Source organism: Rhodococcus sp. KRD162 (assembly GCF_017168335.1).
Taxonomy (GTDB): Bacteria; Actinomycetota; Actinomycetes; order Mycobacteriales; family Mycobacteriaceae; genus Rhodococcoides.
Window position 1 is genome coordinate 11,089 of the sequence record NZ_JABFAU010000086.1, and the last position, 25,894, is coordinate 36,982.

13 protein-coding genes are annotated in these 25,894 nt (G+C 64.1%); 4 read left to right on the plus strand and 9 right to left on the minus strand.

Translation table 11 applies throughout. The features are described 5' to 3' along the window. Positions 1-26 precede the first annotated feature (26 nt). Genes J1M87_RS27750 through J1M87_RS27775 form a run of 6 tightly spaced genes read right to left on the minus strand, consistent with a single transcriptional unit; the run spans position 27 to position 17,766 of the window. Complete coding sequence (locus J1M87_RS27750) at positions 27-1,640, minus strand: cyclic peptide export ABC transporter (RefSeq protein WP_206492863.1); 1,614 nt, start codon at positions 1,638-1,640, stop codon at positions 27-29. Further along, positions 1,637-5,971, minus strand: a complete 4,335-nt coding sequence (locus tag J1M87_RS27755; RefSeq protein ID WP_206492864.1) for a condensation domain-containing protein — start codon at positions 5,969-5,971, stop codon at positions 1,637-1,639. The genes J1M87_RS27750 and J1M87_RS27755 overlap by 4 nt, the downstream gene beginning before the upstream one ends. Further along, a complete protein-coding gene (locus J1M87_RS27760; protein WP_206492865.1) occupies positions 5,968-8,064 on the minus strand; it encodes a non-ribosomal peptide synthetase in 2,097 nt (698 codons plus the stop codon). The genes J1M87_RS27755 and J1M87_RS27760 overlap by 4 nt, the downstream gene beginning before the upstream one ends. After that, a complete protein-coding gene (locus tag J1M87_RS27765) occupies positions 8,061-8,978 on the minus strand; it encodes a TauD/TfdA family dioxygenase (protein ID WP_206492866.1) in 918 nt (305 codons plus the stop codon). Before J1M87_RS27765 ends, J1M87_RS27760 begins: the two co-directional genes overlap by 4 nt. Next, the gene (locus J1M87_RS27770) at positions 8,975-17,557 is read right to left on the minus strand and encodes an AMP-binding protein (RefSeq protein ID WP_206492867.1); all 8,583 of its coding nucleotides are present in this window, start codon (positions 17,555-17,557) and stop codon (positions 8,975-8,977) included. The genes J1M87_RS27765 and J1M87_RS27770 overlap by 4 nt, the downstream gene beginning before the upstream one ends. A 44-nt stretch (positions 17,558-17,601) precedes the next feature. After that, the gene (locus J1M87_RS27775) at positions 17,602-17,766 is read right to left on the minus strand and encodes a hypothetical protein (protein ID WP_206492868.1); all 165 of its coding nucleotides are present in this window, start codon (positions 17,764-17,766) and stop codon (positions 17,602-17,604) included. A 323-nt stretch (positions 17,767-18,089) separates the two neighbouring features. Between J1M87_RS27775 and J1M87_RS27780 the strand changes: the two genes are divergently transcribed. The 4 genes from J1M87_RS27780 (at position 18,090) to J1M87_RS27795 (ending at position 22,035) form a co-directional block, all read left to right on the plus strand. Then, on the plus strand, positions 18,090-18,926 hold the full coding sequence (locus J1M87_RS27780) for a UbiA family prenyltransferase (RefSeq protein WP_206492869.1): 837 nt from the start codon (positions 18,090-18,092) through the stop codon (positions 18,924-18,926). Between the two features lie 240 nt (positions 18,927-19,166). Then, positions 19,167-20,246: a sensor histidine kinase gene (locus tag J1M87_RS28945; RefSeq protein ID WP_206492870.1), complete on the plus strand. Its 1,080-nt coding sequence runs from the start codon at positions 19,167-19,169 to the stop codon at positions 20,244-20,246. Continuing rightward, on the plus strand, positions 20,243-20,890 hold the full coding sequence (locus J1M87_RS27790; protein WP_206492871.1) for a response regulator transcription factor: 648 nt from the start codon (positions 20,243-20,245) through the stop codon (positions 20,888-20,890). The genes J1M87_RS28945 and J1M87_RS27790 overlap by 4 nt, the downstream gene beginning before the upstream one ends. Positions 20,891-21,171: 281 nt before the next feature. Next, the gene (locus J1M87_RS27795) at positions 21,172-22,035 is read left to right on the plus strand and encodes an alpha/beta hydrolase (RefSeq protein ID WP_307830938.1); all 864 of its coding nucleotides are present in this window, start codon (positions 21,172-21,174) and stop codon (positions 22,033-22,035) included. Positions 22,036-22,100: 65 nt separating this feature from the next. Here J1M87_RS27795 and J1M87_RS27800 read toward each other — a convergent pair whose 3' ends face one another. The 3 genes from J1M87_RS27800 to J1M87_RS27810 all read right to left on the minus strand — a co-directional run bounded on the left by J1M87_RS27800 (position 22,101) and on the right by J1M87_RS27810 (position 25,886). Further along, positions 22,101-23,459 (minus strand): acetamidase/formamidase family protein, encoded by a 1,359-nt coding sequence (locus J1M87_RS27800; protein ID WP_206492872.1) that lies wholly within the window; start codon positions 23,457-23,459, stop codon positions 22,101-22,103. A 94-nt stretch (positions 23,460-23,553) separates the two neighbouring features. After that, positions 23,554-24,156: a hypothetical protein gene (locus tag J1M87_RS27805; RefSeq protein WP_206492873.1), complete on the minus strand. Its 603-nt coding sequence runs from the start codon at positions 24,154-24,156 to the stop codon at positions 23,554-23,556. A gap of 41 nt (positions 24,157-24,197) precedes the next feature. Next, positions 24,198-25,886, minus strand: coding sequence for an ABC transporter family substrate-binding protein (locus tag J1M87_RS27810; RefSeq protein WP_206492874.1), 1,689 nt, complete (start codon positions 25,884-25,886; stop codon positions 24,198-24,200). Positions 25,887-25,894: the final 8 nt, after the last annotated feature.

The following is a 25,894-nucleotide window of genomic DNA, read 5'->3' on the forward strand; positions in this document are numbered from 1 at the left end:
GACTGGTTGCTGCGTGATGGCTTGCGTCAGTTGTGTACGGGCTGGTCGACGAGCACCTGCGCACCCCGCTCGAGTTTGACGAGGTGATCGCATAGGTCGAAGTAGCGATCGTCGTGCGTCACGACGATCACGATCCGGCCTTCATCGCGGATACGCGGGAGAATTTGTGTGTAGAAGCGGTGACGGTTCTCCGGATCCTGTTCTGCGGCCCACTCGTCGAGCACTACGACATCGCGCGGATCGGCCAGCGTTTCCACGAGGGCCAGCCGCTTGCGTTGTCCGCTGGAGAGTCCCTCGAAGATCATCCGTTCCCCGTCGAGCTGGACGACGGCGTCGAGCCCGAGCTCGTGCAACCAGTATCGGGCACGCGCAACGACCTCGGGATCGGCCGAGCGCAACCGACCGAACACATATGTGTCGGCGAAGCATGCCGACACGTTCTCCCGATAGGCGACGATCTCCTCCGGTGAAAGCGCCCTGCCGTCGACCTCGAGCGAACCGCCGTCCGGGGTATACAATCCGGCCAGAACACGGCCCAGTGTGCTCTTGCCGCTTCCATTTCCACCCACGAGGAAGGTGATGGTTCCGCGGGTGAAGCGCTGCGAGACCGGTCCGATCGCGAATGCCTCCCCTGGCGAGGTCGCGTCGTATGCGAACGTCACCTCCTCGACACCGACCTCGTCGACCACCGCAGGACGCTCGGCGTCGACGACGATCTCGCTGTCCTCACGCAACGTCGCGACCTCACCTATTCGGCGCAGAGCTACAACGGCCCGCGACAGAACTGGTCCGATGTTGAGCACGGTCACGAGCGGGGTGTTGAGGTACAGAACTGCGAGAGCTACCCCGACCCGATCCTGCGTCGGTATACCCAGGGCATCCCCGCCGAAAGCGACGGCACCGACGCATGCCAGGAAGAGCATCTGCCCCCAGTAACCCGTGACCAGGCTGACGGTGGAGCCTCTGACGACGCTGCGTGCGTAGTCGGCCGATTGCCGACGGAGATCCTGCTCCACCAACGATGTCCTCAGTCGGGAGCTGAGTTTGACATCTTTGAAGCCGTGAGTCACGGCCTGGTAGGTCTCGTGCAGTTCGTCCTGAGCTTCCCGGGCTCGGTACATGTACGCTCCGGCCTTGCCGTTGGCAAACGCGTAAGCACTCCCACCTACGACGATGACCAGTACCAACACACCCAGTGCGATCGGTGACAGTATGCCCACGTACCCCAACGCGCAGATGACGATCACCGAGTTGATGAGCAACAACGGCAAGGACTGCACAGCCTGCCCCACCGCCGCGAGGTCCTCGGTGAGTACCGCCATCGCGCGCGCAGTGCGCAGCGACTCGAATCGGCCCAGTGGCACGGTCAGAAGGTCGTCGACGAGCCTCGTGCGTAGTCGATCGACCGACTTCTGTGTCACCCGAACCAATGCATTCGACGCCAACGCACCGGACAGCAGCACCGCCACCGCCGCAGCGACGAACGGTGCCAGCCCGTCGAATCCGGTGTCCGAGGTCACCGCGCTGGTGATGGTCGCAACCATGCCGATCGTGGCAACGCCGGTGACGATTCCCGCGATCACAGCCAAGGCCGAGACTCCGCGGCCACCTCGAAGTAGAACTGCGAGAAGTGTTTTCATGACGATGTGTCTCCTTCGGTGGTACCGTTCGCGGTCGCCGCTCGGGCCAATGCGGCGCGGTACGCCTGGACGATCCGTCGGTGCCGCAGTGGCGACACCCGAGCGGTATCGACGACGAGCATCAACGCGAGCCGATGCTCGGGTGGGTGTATCGAAAACGTTGCCATCAAGGCGAAATCTGTGTCCTCCTGCGAGAAATGGGAATCGTCGTCCTTCGAACCGAACGTGTGTGTCTTTTCGATGTCCGAAAGACGATGGAAACGAACGAAATTGAATCCATAGTCGAACAACGGCCCCTTGCCGATCGTCGTCGTGATGTCCACATTCGGGAGGTGTCGATGCGGCATCATGGCGGCCTCTGCACGAGCGCATTCCTCGGCTGTCGCAATCGGATCGGCCAGGGCACGCAGCTGCAGTGGCAGCATGTTCAGAAACATTCCGCGGGCATCGACACCGCCCTCGCGCTCGAGTCGGCCGTTGGCGGTCGTACCGGTGACCAGCTGACGATCGCCGAAGACGTCGGCAAGCGCGTGAACGTGCACCGCCATCGCGAGGTGACGGACGGAAATCCCTGCAGCTGCGGCACGTTCACGCAGATCATCAGCGTCGATCTCCGTGCGTCGGACGTCTCTGTCGCCGATACCGCGAAGATCGGCCACCCGTCGCGGCCGGACGCCGCGCAGGTGCTCCGACCATGCCTGCGAGGTCGCTGAGGACGATCGTGCACGGAGTTCGGCTGCAACGAAGTCGACGAACTTGACCGGTACGGGTGGATAGTTGGTGTCGTATGCCTGATCTCGTCGGAGCAGAGCATTGTGCCGGTCGATGACCTCGGCCAGTGTCGAGGTCCAACTCCACCCGTCGAGCACGAGGTGACTGTCGCTGATGATCAATTGGTCCTCTCCGGGTGCGACGCGGACCAGCGTGAGACGAAACAGCGGCGCGCGGGCGAGATCGAACGGACGCACTCGTTCCGAGGAGACGATCTCGTCGATCAGGGCCTCGGCGTCCGACCCGGCAGGCACCGACACCACCGACAGCGGCGTGACCACATGCCGATGCACCAATTGCAGTGGCTCCGCCGCACTCCATTCGTCGACCGAGGTGCGTAGCACCTCGTGCCTGCGCATGGTATCGGCGAGTGCCACCCGAAAAGCCAACGGATCGAGCCCACCGCGAATACGCACGCTGACCGTGTTGTGGTAGACGCCAACAGTCGAATCGGAAAGGATATGGAACAACATGCCCTGCTGCGCCGCCGACAACGGGTACGCATCGGCAACGTCGTACGGAAGGCCATCGCGGACTTCGGCGTCGATCAGCGAGAACGGCTGCAGTTCTTCGTCTTCGGACTCGATTCTCGGCCCACGATCGGAAACGAGTTCGGCGAGCTCTCCGAGGCTCGACGCCCCGAGTACATCGGCGATACCGAGTTCGGTTCCACGAGAACGGACATCGCTGACGAGGCGTACTGCGAGGATCGAATCGCCACCGTTGGCCAGGAACGAGCGGTCCGCGTCGTACTCTGGCACTCCCAGCGCATCGACGAGCGCGCGCTCGAACCACCCCGTAGCGGAATCCGATGTGGCACGCCGAACCGATTCCGGCGCGAGCGCAACTGCTTTCAGTGACTCCAGTCGCCGATCGAGCTTGCCGTTCACCGTCATCGGGAACTCGCGCACCCGATGGATTCGGTCCGGTATCTCGTAGGCAGCCAAACCGACGGCGGCACCTGCGTACAGATCCCCGCAATCATCGGCGGCGTCGACGAAGGCGAGCAGACGATTCTCGTGGGCGACGACGCAGGCTCGCCGGACGCCGGGGAGTTGCTCGAAAACGGCTTCGACCCCGGCAGGTTCGATCCGGTGTCCGCGGACTTTGACCTGGGAGTCGATGCGTCCGTCGACGTACAGTTCGCCTGGCGCGAGCCATCGCCCCTTGTCACCGGTGAGGTAGAGCCGCGAACCAGGAAGTGCGCCGGGAAACGGATCGGGGACGAAGCGCGAGGCCGTCGCACGAGCGAGTCCGAGATAGCCGAGAGCCAGACCTGCTCCACGAACGGCAATCTGCCCTTCGAAGCCCCTCGGCAGCGCCCGACCGACCGCATCGACAACGACGACGTCGAGGTGAGAGAGCGATTGTCCTACCTGGACGGCGGAGGCCTCCAGATCGCAACTGGTGACCACCCGCCATGTCGTGTGGACCGTGGTCTCGGTGGCACCGAGCATGTTGACGACTTCGACGTGATCCGCCGGGTGTTCGACTGCGTCGAACCACTGCTGCACGTAGGCGGACGAGACCTGCTCCCCGCCGAGCACCACGCGTCGCAACGACGGCAGAACCGGCCGCGCCCCGATGAGCGATCCGAACGCCGAGTTCGTCAGCGACACAACGCTGACACGATCTCGATTGAGCCGCACGGCCAGCTCGAAAGGGTCGCGAGCGACGTGCTCGTCGTAGATCACCACGCGTGCACCGCGAGAGAGCGCCGTCCATATCTCCCAGACACTGAAGTCGAAGGTGAACGCGTGCACTGCGGACACGATGTCGTCCGGCTCGATGATGGAAGCAGTGGCATCGCGCAGCGCCAGCAGGTTGGCGTGCGTGACCGGAACTCCCTTCGGAGTGCCGGTGGTGCCCGAGGTGAAGATGACGTATGCGGGAAGATCCGAGACGAGAGTCGGCAGCTCGACGGATGCGGTTTCGGCTACCACCAACGTACGGTCGATCGTGTCGAGACCGAGCGGAGACAGGTTGACGTCGGCGAACACACCGGCCTTCGCATTCGACTGGTGGGCAACGGACGCGACGCGGGCTGCTCCGTGACGAGTATCGACCGGAACGTACGCTGCTCCGAGCGCCATGATCGCCGCCGCCCATGCCACGAACTCGTGGTCACGCTCGACCGACAACAGCACTGTGTCTCCGGGGACCACCCTGTGGTGCGCCAGAACTGCTGCACGCACACGAATTTCCTGAACCAGCTCCGCGCGAGTGAGGACGCGATCCGGCGCTACCAGAGCAACGCGGGAGTCGTCGGCCGAGGACAGCAGCGGCGCGAGAATCGAGGTGTCGACCGTCGCTCGAGACGTGGGCGCACCTGTGAGACCAACCGAGAATTCTGCGACCGATACGGCCGAATCTGCGTCGAGTGCGTCGAGCAGAACGTCTCGGATTCCATCGTGTGTCACAGCCGACCAACCGGGCAGGGCTGACTCGATCTGCACCTCCGGTGATCCGTTCGCCGAGATACTCACCGTCAGTGCGGCTTTCATCTCACCTGTGTGTACCGCGACCGGACGGGCTGTCCCGCCGCCCAGCGAGATCTCGGACCGATCGGCGCTCTGGAGATTGACGAACAGCTCGGTCGGCAGAAAGAACTCGGGGTCATCCTCGCGCAGGTCAGCGACAACGCCTGCAAAATCGACGTCGGCATGCCCGCTCGCATTCTCGATCAACGCGTCGATACGGCTACGAACAGTGCCGAGGCTGTCGTTCTCGAAGATCTCGACGACCAACGGCACCGTGCTCACAAATGGCCCGACCACGTCGAATTCCTCGACCTCCCGTCGGTTGGCCAGTGGGACCGACATGCACAGAACTTCCGTGCCGAGAAGTCTCGACAGCGTGACGGCCACTGCGGCGAACCAGCTCGAGGCGTCACGGCGGCCGGCATCCACCGATGCGCGGCTGACGAGGGGTTCACCGGGCTCGGATGGCCGCCAGGCCCGGCGATAGGGCACCGTCGACAGGTAGTCGGTCCACCACGACCTCGACGAGCGGCGCACGCGCGCCACATCGAGGTACCGCGGCCGAGCCCGAGTCGAGAACGCACCGGGTTCGGCGAGCTCCCGGGCGACGTCTGCGATCAGAAGCGAGACGGAATGGCCGTCGATCACGGCGTGGTGAAACACCATCGCGATACGGTCCGACCAGCCCTCTCGGCGAAAGAGAGCCACACGCGCCAACGGCCCACTCGACCACCCACGAGCAAGCAGTTCCGCGGTGGCGGCGTCGATGTCGTCCACGACAACGATCTCGGGAACGATTGGGCCGACAGGCTCGAGCGCGAGGCCGGAGTCGTCCGCGTCGACGATGCGCGTGGCGAACACCTCATGTGTTGCGATGACCTCGAGGATCGCCGCGAGGACGCTTTCGCTGTTTCCACCATCCAGATCGAACACACACGGGACCGAATACGCTGTCTCCGGTGCGGCGCAATGCGCTCTCCAGAGCCGTTCCTGATAAGGGCTCGGTGCCCGCTGATCTGCTGCACGCCTCTCGTCGACGACCGTATCTGCGACGGCGAGGAGGAGATCGATGTCGCTCACCGTTTCGCCTCGTTCAACGATGCGGCCATGCGGTCCAGGTGGGCGACGTCGACGCGCTCGAGAAGTAGATCCTCGTGTTCCCCAAGGGTGTCACGTTGCTTGAAATCATGCAGCGAGACATCCACTTTGAGGATACGACGGTACAGCGCGACGATCTTGAGCTGCTTCATCGAATCGCCGCCGAGCGCAACGATGGACGACGACCGAGTCGGCTCGGATCCGAGCACGGAGGTCCAGATCGTCTCTAGCACGCGGTGCGGTGCTGCGGATGCTTCGGCTGCCGCAGTCGGTTCGAGGTCTTCCGGTATCGCCTGCCGGTCCGCAGGCCGGGCAAGGGCGGATACGTCGACCTTGCCCACTTCGGTGCGAGGGATTTCCGGCACCCACCGCACTCGGCTGGTGCGCAATTCACGTCGCCAGGTGGTGCCGACTCGTTCTCGCACCGATTCGACCACGTCGTCCCGTTGCGACGACGGGCATTCGATGACGACCTCGATCACGCCGTCGACCAGGACCACAGCGGCGCTCGTCACCCCTGGCACAACGGAAATATCGTTGCGCAGAGCCTCGAGATCGACGCGGACTCCGTTCACCTTCACTTCCGCGTCGGCGCGTCCGAGGTAGACCAGGCCGTCCGACGTTGCTCGTACGCGGTCTCCGGTCGCGTACATCCTGGCACCCCGACCGGTACCGCAGTCCACTGCCATCGGCAGGAACGAGGACGCGGTACGACGCGTGTCGCTGTGGTAGCCGCGTGCAACGCTGTCGCCCGAGATGTGCAGGGTACCGACAGCGCCGACGGGAACGGCGGTGAGCTCGTCATCGAGTACGACTGCGACCGAACCGCGAATAGCGCTCCCGATGGGAGTGCGGTCGCGTCGGTGGTCGACCTCGCTCAACCACGTTGCGTTGGAGGTGCATTCGGACGGTCCGTACAGGTTGACGATACGTACGCCCGGCCACAGGGCCCGGGTACGGTCGACAAGACCAGGGTCGAGCGCCTCGCCCCCGAGCAGTAGCGTTCCCTTGGATCTGATCGGACGTCGGGTCGCGACATCCAGGAACTGATTCCACACCGCCGGCACCGTGTTGATCGACACGTTGTCGATCGCGGTAGCTCGGTCGATCTCCCGTAGGACGTCCCCGGACTCGGGCAGCGCCACCGTTCCTCCGGCAGTGAGCTGGCCCCATATCTGTTTGACGATGGCGTCGAACTCGGGAGCACTGAGGACCGGCATGGTCACGCCAGGGCCGCAGAGGTTTTCGGCCTCGAGAAACGCACAGTAGGCCGACAGCTGCGGTCGTTCGACGATGATCGCCTTGGGCTTCCCCGAAGTACCCGATGTGAACTGCACGTACGCGGCGCCAGAGTTCGACGTTCGGTCGAACTCGCCCGAGGGCGACTCCATGCCGGACGCGATGGTCGACGCTGCACGGGCATAACCGGATTCGTCGTCGGCGGACAACAACAGATATGCGCGACCCGAGATCACGACTCCGAGCAGGTTCACCACCGAGCCGATCGACCGGTCGAATCGCACCGCAACCACCTGAGCGGCGCGCGACGCGTCGAGCTCGTCGGCTCGCGCCTCGGCGGCGCGCACCAGGTCGGCGTAGTCCAGCGTTTCGGCGACCGACCGAACCGCAGTGCGGCCGGGTGTGGTTCGCGCGTGTGTGCGGATACGTTCGACGACATCGACGTGCTCGAAGTTGCCGGCCGCGGGCGGGAACTCGTGACCGGCGACGTCCTCACCGAGTGCGCGTGCTGTTTCGGTCGCTATCGAAGACGCGACAACCGAATCGAGTCTCCACTGGTCTACCTGGCCGGAGACCTCAACTCGATCGGATGTGGCCGTGATGGTGAGGTCACCGACCTCCACCATCCAACCGGAGCCGGTGCGTATCGTCCGCAGCGAACCAATAGCGCCTTGTCCCAACAGAAACGGGGTCAGGGCAGCGCGGACGGCAGTCTCGGCAGCTTCGGCGGAGACGTTGGCCACATGGGCCGACACCCCGTTCCGCTGACGGTCGACGCCGCCGTCGACTGCGATCCAGGCCCCGGCCAAACGAGCGAACACCGTATCGGCGGTCATGCCCAACTCCCCTCTCCGGTCATGCACACCCGCACCTCCCGGAAGCCGGTGTACGGCTGCCGTCCGTGCGCGAAGCGGCGATTGTCGACGATGGTCAGATCTCCTGCCGACCAGGGCACGGTGATGGACGTCGCGTCGACGGCATCACGCACCGCGTCGATGTCGGATTCGACGAACGGCGTACCGTCACCGAGCAGAGTGTTCTTGGGAATTCCGTCCTCACCCACGACGTCGAGCAAGTCCTCTCGCACCCCTGAAGGCAGCGTGCGCACGTTGAACGCGACCATCTGGTTGAACCAGGACTCGACTCCACCGTCGCAGATTCGGTATGCAGGTAGCGTCCACGACGACGTGACGACGTCACCGTCGATCGCTATGTCCTCTCCGCGTCGGGCGGCAGCATCGACAAGCTCGGCCTCGTCGTTCACGCCGTACGCGCTGCGCCAGTCGGTACCCAGAACCGGGTGAAATGCTCGCCTGTATCGGATGCCGAGGAGCCGGAGACGCTCGGCGAGCGCGCTCGGGATCCGCTCGGCAACCTCGACCGTCGATGCCAGAGGAGTCGCCCCGCCCGAACGGGCAGGCTGCACGCAGCAGAATGCGAGGTAGAGCGGCCAGGTCCGCGAGTAGGCCATCTCCGAATGCAGATCGATCGCGTACTCCGCCGGGAAATCCGTGGACGAGTACACGTTCCCGTCGATTCTGGTCCGTGGCGTCACGCCACCGCGGTACTCGATAGGCGGAGCACCGGTCACGGTTTCGGTGATCGCGTCGAACTCGGTGACAAACTCTCCGAGACCCCGCAGACGCAGTACGCCCTCGATAGCCAGAATCTCGCGGAGCTCGAGTAGATGAGAGTCGATCCACGCCGTCGCGTCGGTTCCGACGTCGATGGCCGTGCTGGTGGTGGTCAACGTGTGCTCCTCGGTGCAGAGTCGGCAGTGGTGGTGATGGGCTGATCGAGAACGAGTTGCGCCGTGGAATCGGAAGGCTCTGCGAGGTGGCTCAGGATCGCGAGGAGATCGCCGAGAGTGCGGTGGCCGTCGTGCTGGGACACCTGTTCGAGATCGCAGTTGAGAGTCACCTCGATGCCCGATGCGGCACCGTGGTCGATCACCGATGCGGTCAGTGCGAGACCAGTGCGTTCACGGGTCGACACGACATCGACAGGACGACCGAGAAACTCTGCGGCCGCACCGGTTCCTCGCGCATCGTCGACGATCACTGCGGTCTCGTACATCGCACCGACACCGACCATGACGACTTCGGCCGGGTCGTGTTCGTGGTCCTCGGATCCGGGCTCCGTACGCAGAGCGCTGTGCATGGACTTCAGCAGAACGTCCCGATTTGCAGGCAATCGCACGTCGAGCGTGCGAGTTTCGATGTACATGCCGGGCGAATCGTCATGACCGGCAGGACGGTGTTGCCCGACGGTGCCGAAACGCACGTGGGGTCCGGATCGACCGAGCAGCAGTGCCCAGCCGGCATGCACCAGCGACGCAAGCGTGACGCCGTGTCGGGCGGCGGCTCTCCGCAGCTGCCGGGCAGCCCTCGGTTCGATCGAGCGAGTCAAGTCGATGTTGCCGAATCCCGCCTCGGGTGCATCGTGATCGAACGGTGGCAGCAGCGTGGCCGAAGAACGATCGAGTGAAGGGGACCGCTCTCGATTCGCCGACACCACCATGTGCAGGAGCATCCGGTGATCCGCTTCGGTCGAGACCGGACGACCCAGGTAGCAATCATCGATGTGCTGCAACAACATCCGCACAGTCCATCCGTCCGCGACGAGATGGTGAAAGGTCAGGGCCAACACGCCGTCCGAGACAGTGGCCCGAAACAGCGCTGAACCTTTTGCTAGAGAATCAATTTCGGCTCCTGCATCGAATGCGTCGTGCACGACGACCGGTTCTGTGTGTGCTCGCACCACCAAGATCGGATCGGCAAGTCCTTCCCACACGATGTCGCTACGGAAAAGCGGCATCACCGCAACCGCCGATCTCACGGCTGCACAGAGGCGGTCGATCTCGACGCCCTCCGGCAATCCCAGAACGATCTGCTCGACGTAGGCAGCACCGGGATCGGACCCGCTGCGAAGGTACATCGCCTCCTGTACCTCGGTGAGCGGCGCGAGGGCTACGACGGGACCGGCAGCAAGAACGTCGTCGATGGTGTTGCCACGAAGATCGACAGCACACAGGCCAGCCTCGACCGCTATCGGCCGAGCCGTCGACGCAGCCGTCAGTGCCGCGACGATCGCGTCCGCGACCGATTCCGCCGACGCAGCGTCGACGTGTTCGACCGCCACGACGAATTCTCCTCCACAGAACCAGGCGTCGATTTGTACGGCGACCGGTCTCGCAGCGTGAGCGGCACGTAGGTATCCCTCGCCGTACACAACCGCCGAGCCCGTCCGATCCTCGTCGAGTCGCCCCACGTAGTTCACACCGAGGTGCGGACGCAGACCGGGACACGGGTCGGTCCCGAGGACGTACCGCAACACCGCGGGTAGTTGGCCGGTTGTGCCGAGAAATGTTCGTCTCGAGCGGATCTCGGCGATCTGCTCTCCCGGTGTCGCGGGGTGCACCGGAACGGCCGACAATCCGGTGAACCACCCGACGGTTCGGGTGAGATCGATACCCTGCGCGCCGAGCTCACGCCCGTGCGTCTCGACTTCGATGACGACCTGCGATGCGCCCGTGTTTTCGGAGTACGCCGTGACCGCCGCCGACTGCAGGATCTCCTCGACACTGGCCCCGATGGCTGCCGTCGCCGCGTCGATGACCGCAGTTGGAACACTTCGCCGCGCCGAGACCGCACCACCCTCGGTACCCGGGTCGATACGTCCGACATCAGCGTCCGCCACCGCCGATCCTCGATACGCCGCGCGGCATCGCTCGTACGCGCCGGGCGCGCTCGCCTCGGAAGCCAGCCATTGCACCCACTCGTGCACGCTGGTGTGTTCGGCAGGAAGTCGAGCGTCGCGGTTGCGGTCGGTGATGACCTCCAACAGATCGCCCGCAACGATGTGCAGCGATACGACATCCATGACGAGGTGGTGCGCCAGCACGATGATCGTGGCCGTGCCCGTGTCCACCGCTCGGACGACGCCGAAGCCGATCGGAGTGCCGTTGTCGATGCCGACTCGGCAGGTCAGCATGTTGAACACGCGCTTGCACGCGTTCGTCACTTCGAGTTCAACAGTGTCGAAGAAGAACAGAACAGGGGATGATTCGCCGAGAACGAACTCCAGAATCGAGTCCGATCGTTCGAGGCGGACGCGAAGCATGGGGTGTACGCGAAGCACCTCGGCTACTGCCGCGTCCACGCGGGTACTGTCTGGCAGAAAGTCCAGATCGAGTCGAACTGCCATGTTCCACTGCGAGATCGGCTCGCTCGACACGCGGTCTGCGAACCAGTGCACTGCAGGTGGCAGAAGACGACTGCGATTCGGCTGAGTGCCGAGCGCCATGGCGGAGGGGTCGAGGGATGCCGTTGCCACCAGGGCATCGACGGTGCCATCGGCGAGGGCTACCTGTACGTCGAGGACGACACCACTTCGCCGCACTATCGCCGCCAGTTCCAGTGCACGCAGCGAATCGCCTCCGGCGGAAACGAACCCGGTGTTGCGATCGGTCACGCCGATGACCTCCCGCACCGCCGAGGTGACGATCCCATCGATGTCAGCGGCGTCGCCAGGGTCACTCACTGCCGACGTGGCAGCGAGAATCCGCGTGCGCAACGCACCGTCGTCCACTTTCCCGTTTCGGGTCAGCGGCAGCTCGGGGATCACGTGCACGCGCGCGGGCACCAGATGGGAAGGCAGGGTCGATCCCATCGCCGCACGAACGGATCGAGAGTCCATATCTCGAACCACCACAGCGCATTCGATGCGAGCCGCCACACCCTCGCTTGGGGCGACGAGCAATGCTCGCGCCGAGATCACACCGTCCACTGCCACAGCCGCGGTCTCGATTTCCGCCGGATCGACTCGGTATCCTCGAACCTTGGCCTGACGATCGACCCGACCCACGAACGTGATCGAACCGTCGGCGCCCCTGAACCCCAGATCAGCTGTGCGATACATACGTTCGCCCGCCGATGCTCCCACGGCCGCGTTCGGTCGGAATACATCGGCGGTACTTCTAGGGTCTCCCAGGTAGCCTGCTGCCAGAATGCCGGTCAACCAGATCTCGCCGATCACGCCGTCGGCCACTGGCGTCAGGTCGGGGCCGAGGACCGCCGCATCGCGCCCCGGCTGCGAGGTGCCGATCGGTACCGGATCGATCGACCGGGCATCGACGCGGTGCGCGAGCGCCGTGACCACCGCCTCCGTCGGGCCGTAGGCGTTCCATAGAGCCACCCCGTCCGGCACTCGAGTTGCCCATGCCGGCAGTGCCTCACCGCCGACAATGACCGTGCGCACACTCGGGGGCAGCGCGGTGGAGGTGAACTGAGTCCAGTACCCGGTGGGCGGATTGAACACCGTGACGGCGAATTCATCGAGAAACTGCGCGAGTTCGGTGGGTGCCACGAGGTGATTCGGTCTGCCGACCGCCGTCGCACCGACATACAGTGCACCCAACAACTGTTCGAGCGAGGCGTCGAATGCCACCGATCCGAACACCAATACGACATCGGTGGGTCGATAGTCGAATCGTGCGCACGTGCCGGAAAGGTGGCGGGCAAGCGAGCCGTGCTCCACGGCGATCACCTTGGGCTCACCGGTGGTACCGGACGTGAAGATCAGGTACGCGAGCTGGTCGGTCGCGTTCGCCGTGGCGGTCGGCAGCGCCACTGTCGACCGCACGGCCTGCTTGCCGGGCACCAACGACCAGTGCGCACCTGATCGGGCGAGCATGGCATCGACCCGCTGAGCAGGAAGATCGTCGTCGACGACCATCCAGGTGGCGCCCACGGTCGCGATTGCGAGAAGCGTACGAGCCAACGAAACCGACGCCGCTGCGTGGACGGCCACCACGTGCCCTGGCGCGACACCGACCGCACGCAACCGAGCCGCGTCGGCTCGACGATACTCGTCGAGTTCGGCGTAGGTCGAGCGGATGCCACCGTCGACCAGGGCGATCCGAGCAGGGTGGTTTCGCGCGTTCTCGGCGACGCGCTCAACTACCGAAACCGATTGCTCGACAACGTGACCGATCTCTGGGTTCGCGGTGGCACCCAGAATGGCCGCCACCGGCGTATCACCCGTGGCAGTGGCCAACCCCGACAACACGGCTCCAACGCGCTGCGCCACGGCACCTGCGGCCACGGGCGAGACGATGGAGGTGTCGACGTGTAGATGGAGCGCACTGGTCGGCCAGGTCCGGTACTGCAGCACCAGTGCGAATTCGGTCTGTTCGACGAGTTCGACCGTTGCTGTCTCGATCCCAGGACCGAACGAGAGCGCAGACGGATCGAGCGGGTAGTTCTCGACGACGACGAGGGTCTCGGGTGCCCAGCCGCTGACAACAGGGCCGTCCATCGCGGCGGCCACCTGATCGGCGATGCGAGCACTGAGATCGGTGAGGTCGGTGAGGTCGGTCCACGTAGCGGTGATCGGATCGATCCGCACGAACATGCCCACCGCGCGGTCCATCCCCGGTGTGCCGATGTGACGGCCGCTCCCGACCGTTCCGTGCTCGACGGTCCGTACTCCGAAGACATTTCCGAGCACCAGCGACCACACCGTGTTGACCAAAGCAGCCGTAGTGATGCCGAGTCGATCGGCTACGACGTCGAGATCGACGGGTGGAGTGATCGTGTGGGTTCGAGTGGCATCGAGTTCGAGCTGCGTCGGAGCGGACAGCGATTCCACCAGTGGGCGCGCAATCGATCGATGGGCGGTAACCGACTCTTCAGCCGAGAACTCGAATCCGACGTGTCGGTCACCGACCTCACCCGAGCGGTACGCCGCCGCCAGGCCAGCGACGATCACCGGCAGGGACCATCCGTCGGCAACTGCGTGATGATGAGTCCACAGGACCCGCGCTCCTTCCCTGCTCGTCGCGATCAGCACCCGCGAGAGTGGGTCGACCGGCAGCGTGAAGCCGCGCGCACGATCTTCCTTCAGCACCTCGCTCCAATCCACTCTCTCGTGGCGGACGTCGATCGAAACGGTGCCCGCGCGTCCGGTGTCGAGGGTGAGATACGGTGCCGCAGTGGCGTACGCACCGAGGACGGGGTATGCCTCGAACACTGCTCGCCATGCTGCGACGAGACGGTCCACGTCGATGTCACCGATCAGGTCGAGTACCAATTGCTCGACGTAGACCCCGGGCGAGGACGCCTGCGCGGTCTGCAGCAGCATTGCCCGCTGAGCTCGGCTGGTGGTGAGGGCGTCCATGCGATCGACGCTGGGCAACACCGAGGGATCCACCTGTACCGCGTCGAGGGGAAGTTCGCGTAGCGGTACCGGTGCCAGGAGTCGGCGAGGTGAGAGCTGCACGCCCCGTCGATGCAGAAATCCCACGACCCGCATGGCGGCGATCGAGTCACCGCCGTGTTCGACGAATGTCCGGCTCGCGTCCACCTCACGCGACAACGCATGCCGAACGGCATCCAGGAGAACGCCGTCGTGTGCGCACGACGGTACGTCGTCTGCATCCCGCACGGTCGAGGGGACCTCGACCTCGGACAACAGGGCCGCAACAGCACGCCTGTCCACCTTGCCGTTGACGTTGTGCGGGATCGATTCGACGGCCCGCACAGCACGCGGAGCGAGATGTGCTGGCACCTCCTCACGGATACGCGAGAGCATCGATTCGACATCGAGGTCGACGAACACCGCCTCGTCGACGGCGATGACCAGGTCGCGGCGACCGCCTGGCCCCGCTGCCACACCCGCGACGCACTGATGTCCGGTGACCCGACGTACCAACGCCTCGACCTCTCGCGGTTCGATACGGAAACCGGAGATCTTGAATTGCTCGTCTGTTCGTCCGTCGAACAGCAGTCGCCCGTCCGACGCAATCCGCACTCGATCCCCTGTTGCGTACACCCGCTGTCCGCTGCTCCCCCACGGATCGGGACGGAACTTGTCTGCGGTTGCGCGCGGATCGCCGTCGTAGCCGTACGCCAGTGTGCCCGTCAGGTGAAGCTCTCCGGACGTTCCTACTGGGACCGGACTACCGGATTCGTCTATCACACGGGTACCGATACCGGGTACGGCTCGTCCGATCGTGACCGGCTCATTGGCTTCGATGTGATCGGCGGTCGACCAGATCGCACTTTCGGAGGGGCCGTACTCGTTGGTGAGAGTGGCCCCGGGCAGCGTGGCGTGGTGCCGATCTGCCAGGGCTTCGGTGCATTCCTCACCCGCGACGATCACTTGTCGCAGGGAGAACAGGCTCGCTGACTCGTCTAGCAATGCCTCGTACAGCGACGGGATGGCAAGTACGTGCGTGACGCCCCGGTGAGCGACTATGTCGGCCAGTTCCGAGGTCGAGCGCGGTTGCCCCGTGTCGACGAGCAACAGCTCGCCTCCCCGCACCAACGTCCAGAACAGACCGGCGTATGCACTGTCGAAAGACAGCGATGACAGGTGTAGGAAGCGTTGCGGCTCTTCCTCGTACACCGAATCGCGCGCAGCAGTCGAGCGGGCCAGTGCTGTTCGCCCGACGAGCACCCGTTTGGGACGCCCAGTCGATCCCGAAGTATGCACGGCATATGCAGCACTCGTCGGTGGTGTGCGATCGGGTATCGGAAACGCGCCGGCCGAAGGACTCCCGACTGCGCCGCCGTGTTCGATGACGACCCCTGCGAATGTCTCCGGAATCGCATCTCTCGTACCGGCAGCGACGACGACCACATCGATATCGGCGAACATGACCGCTTTCCGCTGCTCGGGATACGTCGGATCCACGACGACGAAAGCGTTGCCGGACAACATCACCCCGAGGATGGCCGTCACCGCGTCGGGCTGTTTCGGCATCGACACGGCCACGAGCTCGCCCCGTCGACCACTCAGCAGGCGGGCCACCCGGCTCGCCGAACGCCACAGGTCTGCGTAATCAAGTCTGACCGAACCGGCCGACACCGCGACCCGGTTGGGGTACGAACGCGCTACGTCTCCGATTCGCGCGATCACATCGGCGGGTGGTGGGGCAGGTGCACGATCGGCGGGATGCAACCAGCCCGAACCGAACCGACCCGGTTCGACGAAAGCGACGGACGCCGCTCCCGATATCCGCTCCAGATCGTCGCGAATGCGTTCGGCGATCAGCACTGCAGCACGGTGATATAGCGGCCCGAAATGCACCGCACAGACGTACCTTCCGTGCACCAACCCGACCTGGAATCGCAGATCGAACTGGCCGGTCTGAGAAGGAATCGGATACGGGTTGGCCAGATAACCCGCCAGGTCGAACTCCCAGCGATCACCGAGAACGAAGGCAGTGCCGAATGCCAGATGAGATGGCTCGTAGAGAAAGGTAGTGCGAGTCAGGTTTGCCGGCTCAGCGGCGTGATGACCGTACTCCGAGATCGGAAGGCGCCCGTGACGCCTGGCACCCGCAATGGACATCCCTGCCGCACGAAGGTCGTCGTCGAACGAGTGCCCGACATGCGAACGCGCGACTGCGAGCTGGGTGAAGCTGCCCAGCGTCGTCACATGCCGTTCGTCGCGCTGCAGCACCGGCATTCCGACGGCGATGTCGGCTGTCGCGGAGGTCGAGACAGCGGCCAGAGCACGCTGGAAGGCCGCCAGGAACAACGCGGCAGGCGACACACCCGCCCTCTTCGCATGTGCGCGAAGAGCGTCGGCGACGTCGGGCTCGGCCTCGAATCGCACGAACGGCTCGAGAGGATCGCGAGCGGGGTCTGTCGAGATCGGCAGACCGGCGAGCGGATCATTCGAGTAACCCTCCACAGCGGCGCGCCAGTACGCTCTGTCTGCTTCCGCGTCGGCGGATTGCAAGTACGCAACCTCGGCGTCCACGAAATGCTCGAAATTGGTTCCGGGATCGATGGTCGCTCCCGGTTCACCGAATTCGAGCCCTCTCAGATGTGCGAAGTACTCGTTGAGAATCAGTGGTGCGCTCGCGACATCGATCAAGATGTGGTGGACCACCAGCGATACCACCGCACGGCATCCGTCACATCTGACCGCCACGCGAATCAGTGGGCCGGCGAACAGGTCGAACGGTTGTATCGCACGAAAAGCGAGATCCTCTCGTACGCTCCGATCACGAACATCGGGAACCCGAGCAACGTCGACCGAGAGCGCCCGCTCCGTCGGCCGAAATCGGAAACCGCTGTCGTGGGCAACGATTCGACAGGTCAGAACCGGGTGGCGGCGCAGGGCCACCTCCCACGCAGTTCGGTGCGCCGACGCCGATGCCGTACTCTCGACGATCACCGATGCCACGACGTTGTTCCCCACATCCGCGGGGTCCGCGATCTGGTCGAACAGCATCGCCGACTGCGCGGCGGTCAATCTATTCATCTCGCAGATCTCCCATGGACTGGCGTCGCGCTCGCCGAAGAGGGAACGCATCGACTCCGACTGTGCTGGGCGGGGTAGAGCTGTCGTGCGGATTGCTAATCCGCCGGGTCCCTCTTCGCAGGTGCCGTGTGGTGATCGACCGATCGGGACGCCGCTTGGCGACCGCGTACCAGAACCACCAGCGCAACGACGACCACAACGATGACAATGGCGACGAACGCCATCCATCCGAGTGCCAACCAGACGTAGTCCGTGTTCACGAGCATTCCACCTTCGTAGGCTGATGAGAGACGGCGACTGACGTTGTCGTGCGCCGGGTTCCGATTCCGTCGAATGCGGGGTTTGCACGTCAAAAGCTAAGTGGCAGAACATCCGAAACCAATGGGGTCGCCGCGAAGGTGCACCCTCGACTACGACCAAGGTCGTAGTGGACTACGACCCTCGGGTCATAGACCTACCTCACCGCGCCATGGACGATCGACATATGGCCATCGGTAGCGGATCAGTCGGTCCAAGCACCACATCGCCGAGGCGTCACGTCACTGCTGGTGCACCAGAACGGCCGCTACGGTCGACGCTTCGCTTGGCCTGGTCCGAAGCTCGTCCAGCAGTACAGATCATCTTCCAGCTTCGAGTGATTGCGATCGTCGCCGTCGCCTCGCTCGATGCCCGAACTGCTCCCCAGTGGGGGGCGGTCGCACTGTGCTGCGCGGGGTGGCTGTGCATCACCTGGTCGATCTATCTACTCAACGGTCTTGCCGACCGAGTCGAAGATCGGGTGAACGGATCCTCCAGACCACTTGCGCAGGGCACACTCGATGCAGGAGTGGCTCGCCAACTCGTACCTGCATTGGCGTGCGCGGGCGTGATTCTCTGCTCGTTGGCCGGCCGATCGGTTCTGGTCTCGGCGCTGGTCATGATCGCTTTGGGCTTTCTGTACTCCGCCGGACCCGCGCCGTTGAAGAACCGCGTGTGGGGAGTCCAGGTCTCGGTGATCGGAGGCGGGCTCGCAACCTACGCCGCCGGATTTCATGCAGCCGGCACCGAGATCTCACCCGCCGTGGTCGTCTTCGCGATCGCGATGTCCGCGTGGATGGGAGTCGGAGGTCTGGCCAAAGACCTGCCCGACGTCGAGGGTGACCGGGCTGCGGGACGGTCGACACTGGCAATGTGGAGCGAACGCGGAACCTCTCCGATCATCGCGTCGCTGGCCGGAATCATCTCAGCAGGACTGGTCCTCGCAGCGTGGACTGTGGAAGAGCGACTCGCGATCCCTGCCCTTGTCTTGAGTTGCGGAACAGCGGCGATAACCATATATGCGGCGGCAGGCCGCCGACGATGGCACGAGCGCACCCCCTACCACGCATTCATGTACTCGCAATACGGTGCGCACACGGGCGCGCTGTGCATGCTGCTGTGATCGGAACTCGGTGACATCCGATCGATGCACCACCCACCCGTGCAGCCACCACGGATGAGCGACAGATGAGCCGGGTGGGACGAGGTCTCGGAAGGAACCGCTGCCTCGACATGCCGTCCTGCGTGGACTCGATACCCATTGCGCTGTTTGTACCGCTAATATGGCGCGGTCAGGATCGGCGTTGCGAATCAGGCTTCGACGGGTCGATCCGTTCGGTTCTCCAGGGCGGGGGTGAACGAAGTGAGTTTCGAGCCGAGTCGACTGGTCGAGCGCGCGGTCGCCGCGTACACAACGCTACTCGACGGCTCGGGAAACCCGGTCCTCACCGACCGATCGCTGCAAGTGCAGTTGACGCGTCAGGCCGAAGCCGTCGTCCGCGTCGTCTCTACCGCCTTCACCGCGTTCGGTACACCCTCATCGCCGCTGCCCTCACCCGATCCGAGCGAAGCTATCGGTGAGCAGCGCGCCAAGTCAGGAATTCATCCGACCCAGTCACTGGCAGCGGCCAGTTTGATGTTCGAAGCGCTGTTTCCTGTACTCGTCGACGCGGTCACCCCACCGGCAGCGACGGAAGTCGTCGTCGACCTGGGAACCACTCTGCAACGAGAGATCCAGGAACGGTTGGCGGTCGGATCGATCCCGTACGTCAATTATCTGTTGACCAAGCTCCTGTCTTCACAGCAGGACGAGCGGAGCCGGATCGCCCGCGACCTACACGACCGTATTGCGCACGGAATGGGTGCCGCCCTCCAGCAACTCGACCTCTACGACCATTACCGCACACGGGATCCTGTTCGAGCCGATGCCCACCTCTCCACCGCGCGCGAGTCGATCAAGTCGAGCTTCGACAGCACTCGGCGGGTGTCGGCGGACCTGTGGGTTCGATTGGGTGGCGAATCGCTGAGCCAGTCGTTGGCGTCCTACCTGGAATCGACCGTCCCCGAGGGAACTGTGTCGGAAGTGACGGTGAGCGGGGAAGAACCGCGCCTGGCGAATGAAGTTGCTCAGGAGCTCTATCTCTTGCTCCGAGAGGCGATCCGTAATGCTGTCATCCACGGCAAGCCCGACGCGATCACCGTCGAACTCGCCACCGACCAGGACAGACTGCGCGCGGTCGTCCGCGACAACGGGTGCGGCTTCGATGTCGGAGCCGTCACCGCGATCAAGAACGTGGGCGGACTGGCGTCGATTCGCGAGCGTGCCGAGTTGCTGGGTGGGCGTGCCGTTATCACAGCGGATCCGGGGAGCGGAACCACGGTCGAGGTTCAGCTGCCGCTACTCGAGCGCACCGCCGAGACGCTCGGGAGGAACCGTTGGTGACCGGTAACGCCATCCGTGTGGTCCTCGCCGACGACCACACGCTCTTCCGCGACGGTCTTGCTGCGTTGATCGAGACCGACCCAGCGTTCACGGTAGTCGCGCAGTGCCCGGACGGAGCGACCGCCATCGAGGTCATCACCCGAGTCGTTCCGGACATCGCCGTGGTAGACATCGAAATGCCGGGTCCAGGAGCGCACGCAGTGGTGACGGCGATTCGGAAAGCGGCACCGACGGTTTCCATCGTTGTCCTGTCGATGCACCAGGACGCAGAACTGTTGCGGAGCCTGCTCGATGCCGGAGCGTCGGCGTTTCTGTCCAAGACCGTGGCACGAGATCAGCTGATCGCCGGTCTGCATTCCGTCCATCGGAGTCCCGACAACGTGCTGCTGTCCACCAGTCGCGATTCGATCAGCTCCGCGTTCGACTCCGAGACGACCGGACTGCCGAACCTGTTGTCGCCCAGAGAACTCGAAGTACTACACCTGCTGGCCGAAGCACGTTCCAATTGGCAAATAGGGCGAGAACTCGGCATCACCGAATCCACGGTGAAGCGCCACCTGACCAACATCTACGCCAAGCTCGGTGCGGTCTCACGTGTGGATTGCGTCCGTAAGGCCACGGCGTTCGGAATCTCGGGTGTCTAGAGCTCCAGGCCCACCGATCCGGTTCCCGAGTCCGCCTCGCACACTGTCCCGGTAATCGTCGAACACGCCCTACTGCAGGTCATTCCCCACCGAACCGACGAATTCGAAGCCGCCTTCGCCGACGCGAAATCGATCATCTCCTCGATGCCCGGGTTCGTGAACCTGACCCTCTCGCGTCATTTCTGCGAGCCGTTCCCCGCCGTCTCGCATTTCGACCCGATAGTGAACGCGTAGGAGATAGGTTCGAGTCTCGTTCCCATCGCCGTTTCGAGGAGTCACCCGTGGCCAACGCATCGTCGTTCGTATCCAAGCAGGACGACATCGAGATCAGTACCTACACGTGGGCGACGTCCGCCGACCCGGTCCGGGGCGTCGTGCAGATCGCGCACGGACTCGCCGAGCACGGCAGCCGGTACGCCCGATTCGCCGCCGCATTGAACGACGCGGGCTTCCATGCCGTCGCGTCCGATCACCGCGGCCACGGCCAGTCGATCGTCCAGACTCCGGGCGACTTCGGTGCCGCGGACTTTGCCGGATTGTGGGCCGACATCGAACAGCTCGGGGAATCGCTGCTCGACGAGTACCCGGATCTACCGTTGTTCTTGTTTGCACATTCGATGGGATCGTTTGCCGCGCAGCATGTTCTGATCGAACGATCGGACCTGTACGAGGGCGTGGTGCTCTCGGGTTCGACCACACTCAGTGTCCTCGCCGCGGGAATGGCCGACGCCCCCGCGGGCGATCTGAGCGTGTTCAACGCCGCCTTCGAGCACCGCACCGGATACGAGTGGCTCTCGCGCGACGAGGACGAGGTCGACGCTTATGTCGCAGATCCACTGTGCGGGTTCGACCTCCCCGAGTCGACAGTTCCTGCGCTGTTCGGCGAGGCCGACAAGCTTGCCGATCCGCACAATCTCGAGCAGATCCGTTCCGACCTCCCGTTGCTGATCACCTCGGGAACCGACGACCCGCTCGCGGGCGGCGGACAGTTGATCGAAACCCTCGCGTCCCGGTACCGCGAGGCCGGCATGAGCGATGTGACCGTCACCCTCTACCCCGGTGCCCGCCACGAGATCCTCAACGAGACCAACCGCGACGAGGTCACCGCCGACATCATCGGCTGGCTCACCGACCGCGCGGGGTAGACGATCGAGATCGCCCGAGCAAGCCTCGGTACGTCACTACCGTTGCCCACCGAGAGCGGGGTGACCTACCGATCGAAATGCGTCTTCGATATCTGGGCGTGCACGCCGACTGTCTTGTCGACCACCTGCGAGACACTGAAGTTCGCGGCGGCGGAGAGGTAGGCGTACGCCGTCGCACGGTCCATTCCGAGATCGTTCTCGAGGAAGTCGAGCGCGTTGACCACGGCACGTCGCATGGCCGCGTTCAGGTCCGAACTCTGACCGTCGACGGCACCGTCCGGATCCGACAAGCCGATCGGGATCCAGGAATCCGCGTTCTCGGCGAAGGGATACGAATAGGCCACGGACGGGGCATCACCACTGCCGGCCTTGCAGACCGTGAGACGGAAGGTGCCGCGCAACGAGCCCTCCATCGCGGTGAGCGCTACCTCGCCGTCGCCCATGGCCATGTGCGGATCACCGACGTAGAACAACGCACCCTCTGCGAACACCGGGAGGTAGAAGGTGGAACCGACACCCAACAGTCCGATGTCGATATTGCCGCCGCCGAGGGTCGGCGGAACCGAGTTGGCGTTCGGTGACGTCAGGCCCGGTTCGTCCGCGAACGCTACACCCATCATGCCCATGAACGGACGGAGCGGAAAACGTACGGCTGCATCCCCGTACTGCATCACACCCTGCCCGTCCTCGACTGCGGTGAACGTGGAGACATTGCCGTATTGCGTCGGGTCACCGGACTGTCTGCCATCGCTCCCGATCGGCGGCATCACCTCGGACAGGTCGATGCCCGCGGGCGCTTCACCCGACGCCGTCACCGCGAGAGCACCCTTGCCGTGTCTACTCGACACCACGCCGTACGGCACGCGCGGTATCGCTTCGAGCGTCTCGATCTTCAGCACGTCGCCGCGCTGCGCACCCTCGACGAACACCGGCCCCGTCACCACGTGCGGGCCATCCACGTCGAAGTTACGGACGGTACGGTCGTATCCGCCTGCGATGTCGATGGCATCGCGCAGCACATCGGATTCCGACACGCCCTTGCTGCCGAAGAACTCGACCGGATCACGACCCTGGTCTTCGAGAATTCCCTCGTGGCTGAGCGCGTCGATGGTCACCGTCTCGCCGGACTTCATCTGCACTACCGACTGAGACTCGACCGTCGGCACATACCCCCACAGCACCTGGTCGACCTCCGAGCTCAGGTAGTGGTCGCCGGAGATATCTCCCGCGCCGGGCTGCAAGATGCCGGTAGCTGTCGGTGCGGACGAACTCGACGCGGCCGTACTCGATGAGGAGGTCGAACATGCTGCCGTACCGGCAATTCCGACTCCCGCGCCGAGGGCCGCCACAGCCTGGATGAATCCTCGACGACCGATCCCCTTGGTGATCGTCTCCGCTGCATGCTCCGCCATCGACTTCGCCATGATGCCTCCTGAATTGTCCGAATCCCGAACGTAGAGGAGGTGTGTTTCTCGGCAGTTACGATCATGCGTCGGACGAATTGCTCAGCAGCGCAGCTCAGCTCGGGTCGCTGCCACCGATCGCCGACCACCAGATCGCAGTAACAGCAGCCAGCACGGAAACTGCCGAGAACTCGGCGAAACCGCCGCCGTCGACGACGAGCCACAACAAGCCGATGAACGGTCCCGCCACCGCGGCGGGGGCGTCGAGCACGACTCGGCGGCGCAGCGAACCGAACCGGTCACTGCGGGTACGCAAATCGGACTCGTTCAATCGCGGGGCGTCGAGCGGAGCGCCGAGAGGGAGCGACGCCCGGCGAGGACCCGACGGAACCGCGAGAATCCCGGGTTCGATCATGAACGCACGACGCCCGAGGATCGACCTACTCATGCGGGCATGTGCATCGGGGACGATCGCCAACAAGCCGGTGTGGAAGTAGACGGGATACCATGCCCGCGAACCGTTCTCGCGGACCTCGAGGTAGCCGCGAGAGCGCATACGGTGTTGAAACCGCACCCGCCGTACGGTGGTCGAGCTGACCATTGACCGCCCGGCCAGCAGCGCGCACGCCACCGACCAACCCGTCCGGACCAGAACGACGAGCACAACGAACACACTCAACGGCGCGATGACGACAACGGTCGATGCCGCGACAATCACAGTGATTGCCGCGGCACCGACCGGATATGCCAGCCCGCTTCTTATTTCAGGAACCCGACCTTCGACATATCGAGATCGCCGAATCCTGGAGCGCCGAAGTTCGCGAGATTCGACTTCGTCGCGTAGGTGAACGGACGCTGGAACAGTGTCAAGCTGTGTCCCTCGGCCCAGATCGCCTTGTCCGCCTCGTTGTAGTCGGCGATACGCGCATCGTCGTCGAGTTCGGCCGCAGCGGTATCGAGCAAACCATTGATCTCCTCGGACCCGATCTGCCCGTAGTTCTGCAGCGTGCTCCCAGGTGTCAGCCGGAAGATACCGTCACTACTGGAGGTGAACGGCGTTCCCTCCCAGGTGAAGTGAGTGACGTCGAAAGCACCGACCAGGATGTACTTCTCGAAGAAGTCGTCCGCAGGCACGGCGTCGATGATCAGATTGGCACCGACTGCCTTGAGGTTCTGCTGAATGATCTGCGCTTCCTGCGTCGCATTGGGTGTATCGGCAGGAATGATGTCGTGCAGATCGAGCTGCTGGCCGTCCTTGGAACGGAACTCCCCGTTCATCGTCCAGCCTGCTGCGTCGAGCTCGGACTTCGCCTTCTCCGGGTCGAAGGTGATGTCGCCGTTGTTGGCCTGGTAGCCCTTCTGCCCGTCGACGAAGATGTGATTGTTCAGCACCGCTGGGTTCGAGGTGATCTGGCCGAGCTGCGAGGTAGCCAGGTAGTCACGATCGATCGCTTTCATCAAGGCGACCCGAACGGCCTTGTCCGAGGTGATGCGACCGGGTGCCCCGTTGAAGTCGAAGTGGCGGTATTGCGACCCGAGGCTCTGCCGCAGGTCGACGTTCGGGATGCCGCGCGCAACCTTGAACGCGTCTGCATTGCTGCCCAATTCGTAGTAATCGATCTCGCCGCTCTGCAGCGCGCCGATGGCTGCGGTCGAATCGAGCGGCAGATACGTGATGGTGTCGAGCACCGCGAGATTCTCACCCCACCAGTCCGGGTTTCGCTCGGCGACGATGCGCTTGCCACCGGGTTCGATGGTCCTGATCCGGAACGGGCCCGCAGTGGGCGGCATCGACGTGACGAAACCGGTGTTGAACGCCTCCACGCTGTTCATGGACTCCGCAGGCATCAGCGGCGTGAACAGCGAACGCCAGTCACCGAACTTCTCGGCGAACGTGACGATCACCTGCTGATCGTTGTCACCGCGGACCACGGACTCGACCTTGTCGTAACCTGCCGTGGACGAGGCCTCGTAGGCCGGGTCCTTGCCGTTGTTGGCCGTCCACTGAGCCACCAGATCGGTGTAATCGAGCGGTCGGCCGTTGCTCCACTTGGCCTTCGGGTTGATGTCGTAGGTGATGACCTGCTTGCCGTCGACCTCCGCCTCGGTGATGTCGGTGAAGAAGTCCGACGCCACCGTCAGGCTCGCGTCGGCGGCGGCCTTGAACGCCGTCGGCATCAGCGCTGCGTAGTATCGCGCGGCATCGACCGTGGTTCCGTCGATTTGGTAGTAGTTGTAATTGGTAGGCACCTGCGAGAGCGGGAAGTTCATGTTCCCGCCCTGCTGCAGATCGCTGATGGGATGCGGGTTGATCTGCTCGCCGCTGTCGAAAGACGCAGGCGCGTCGGGGTTGGGCCCGGAGTCGCCGGAGCTGCACCCCGCCACCAGACCCACGGTGGTCACGGCCACCGCGATCGGGACCAGTGCCCGAAATAGCTTGACTCTCATCAGTTCAC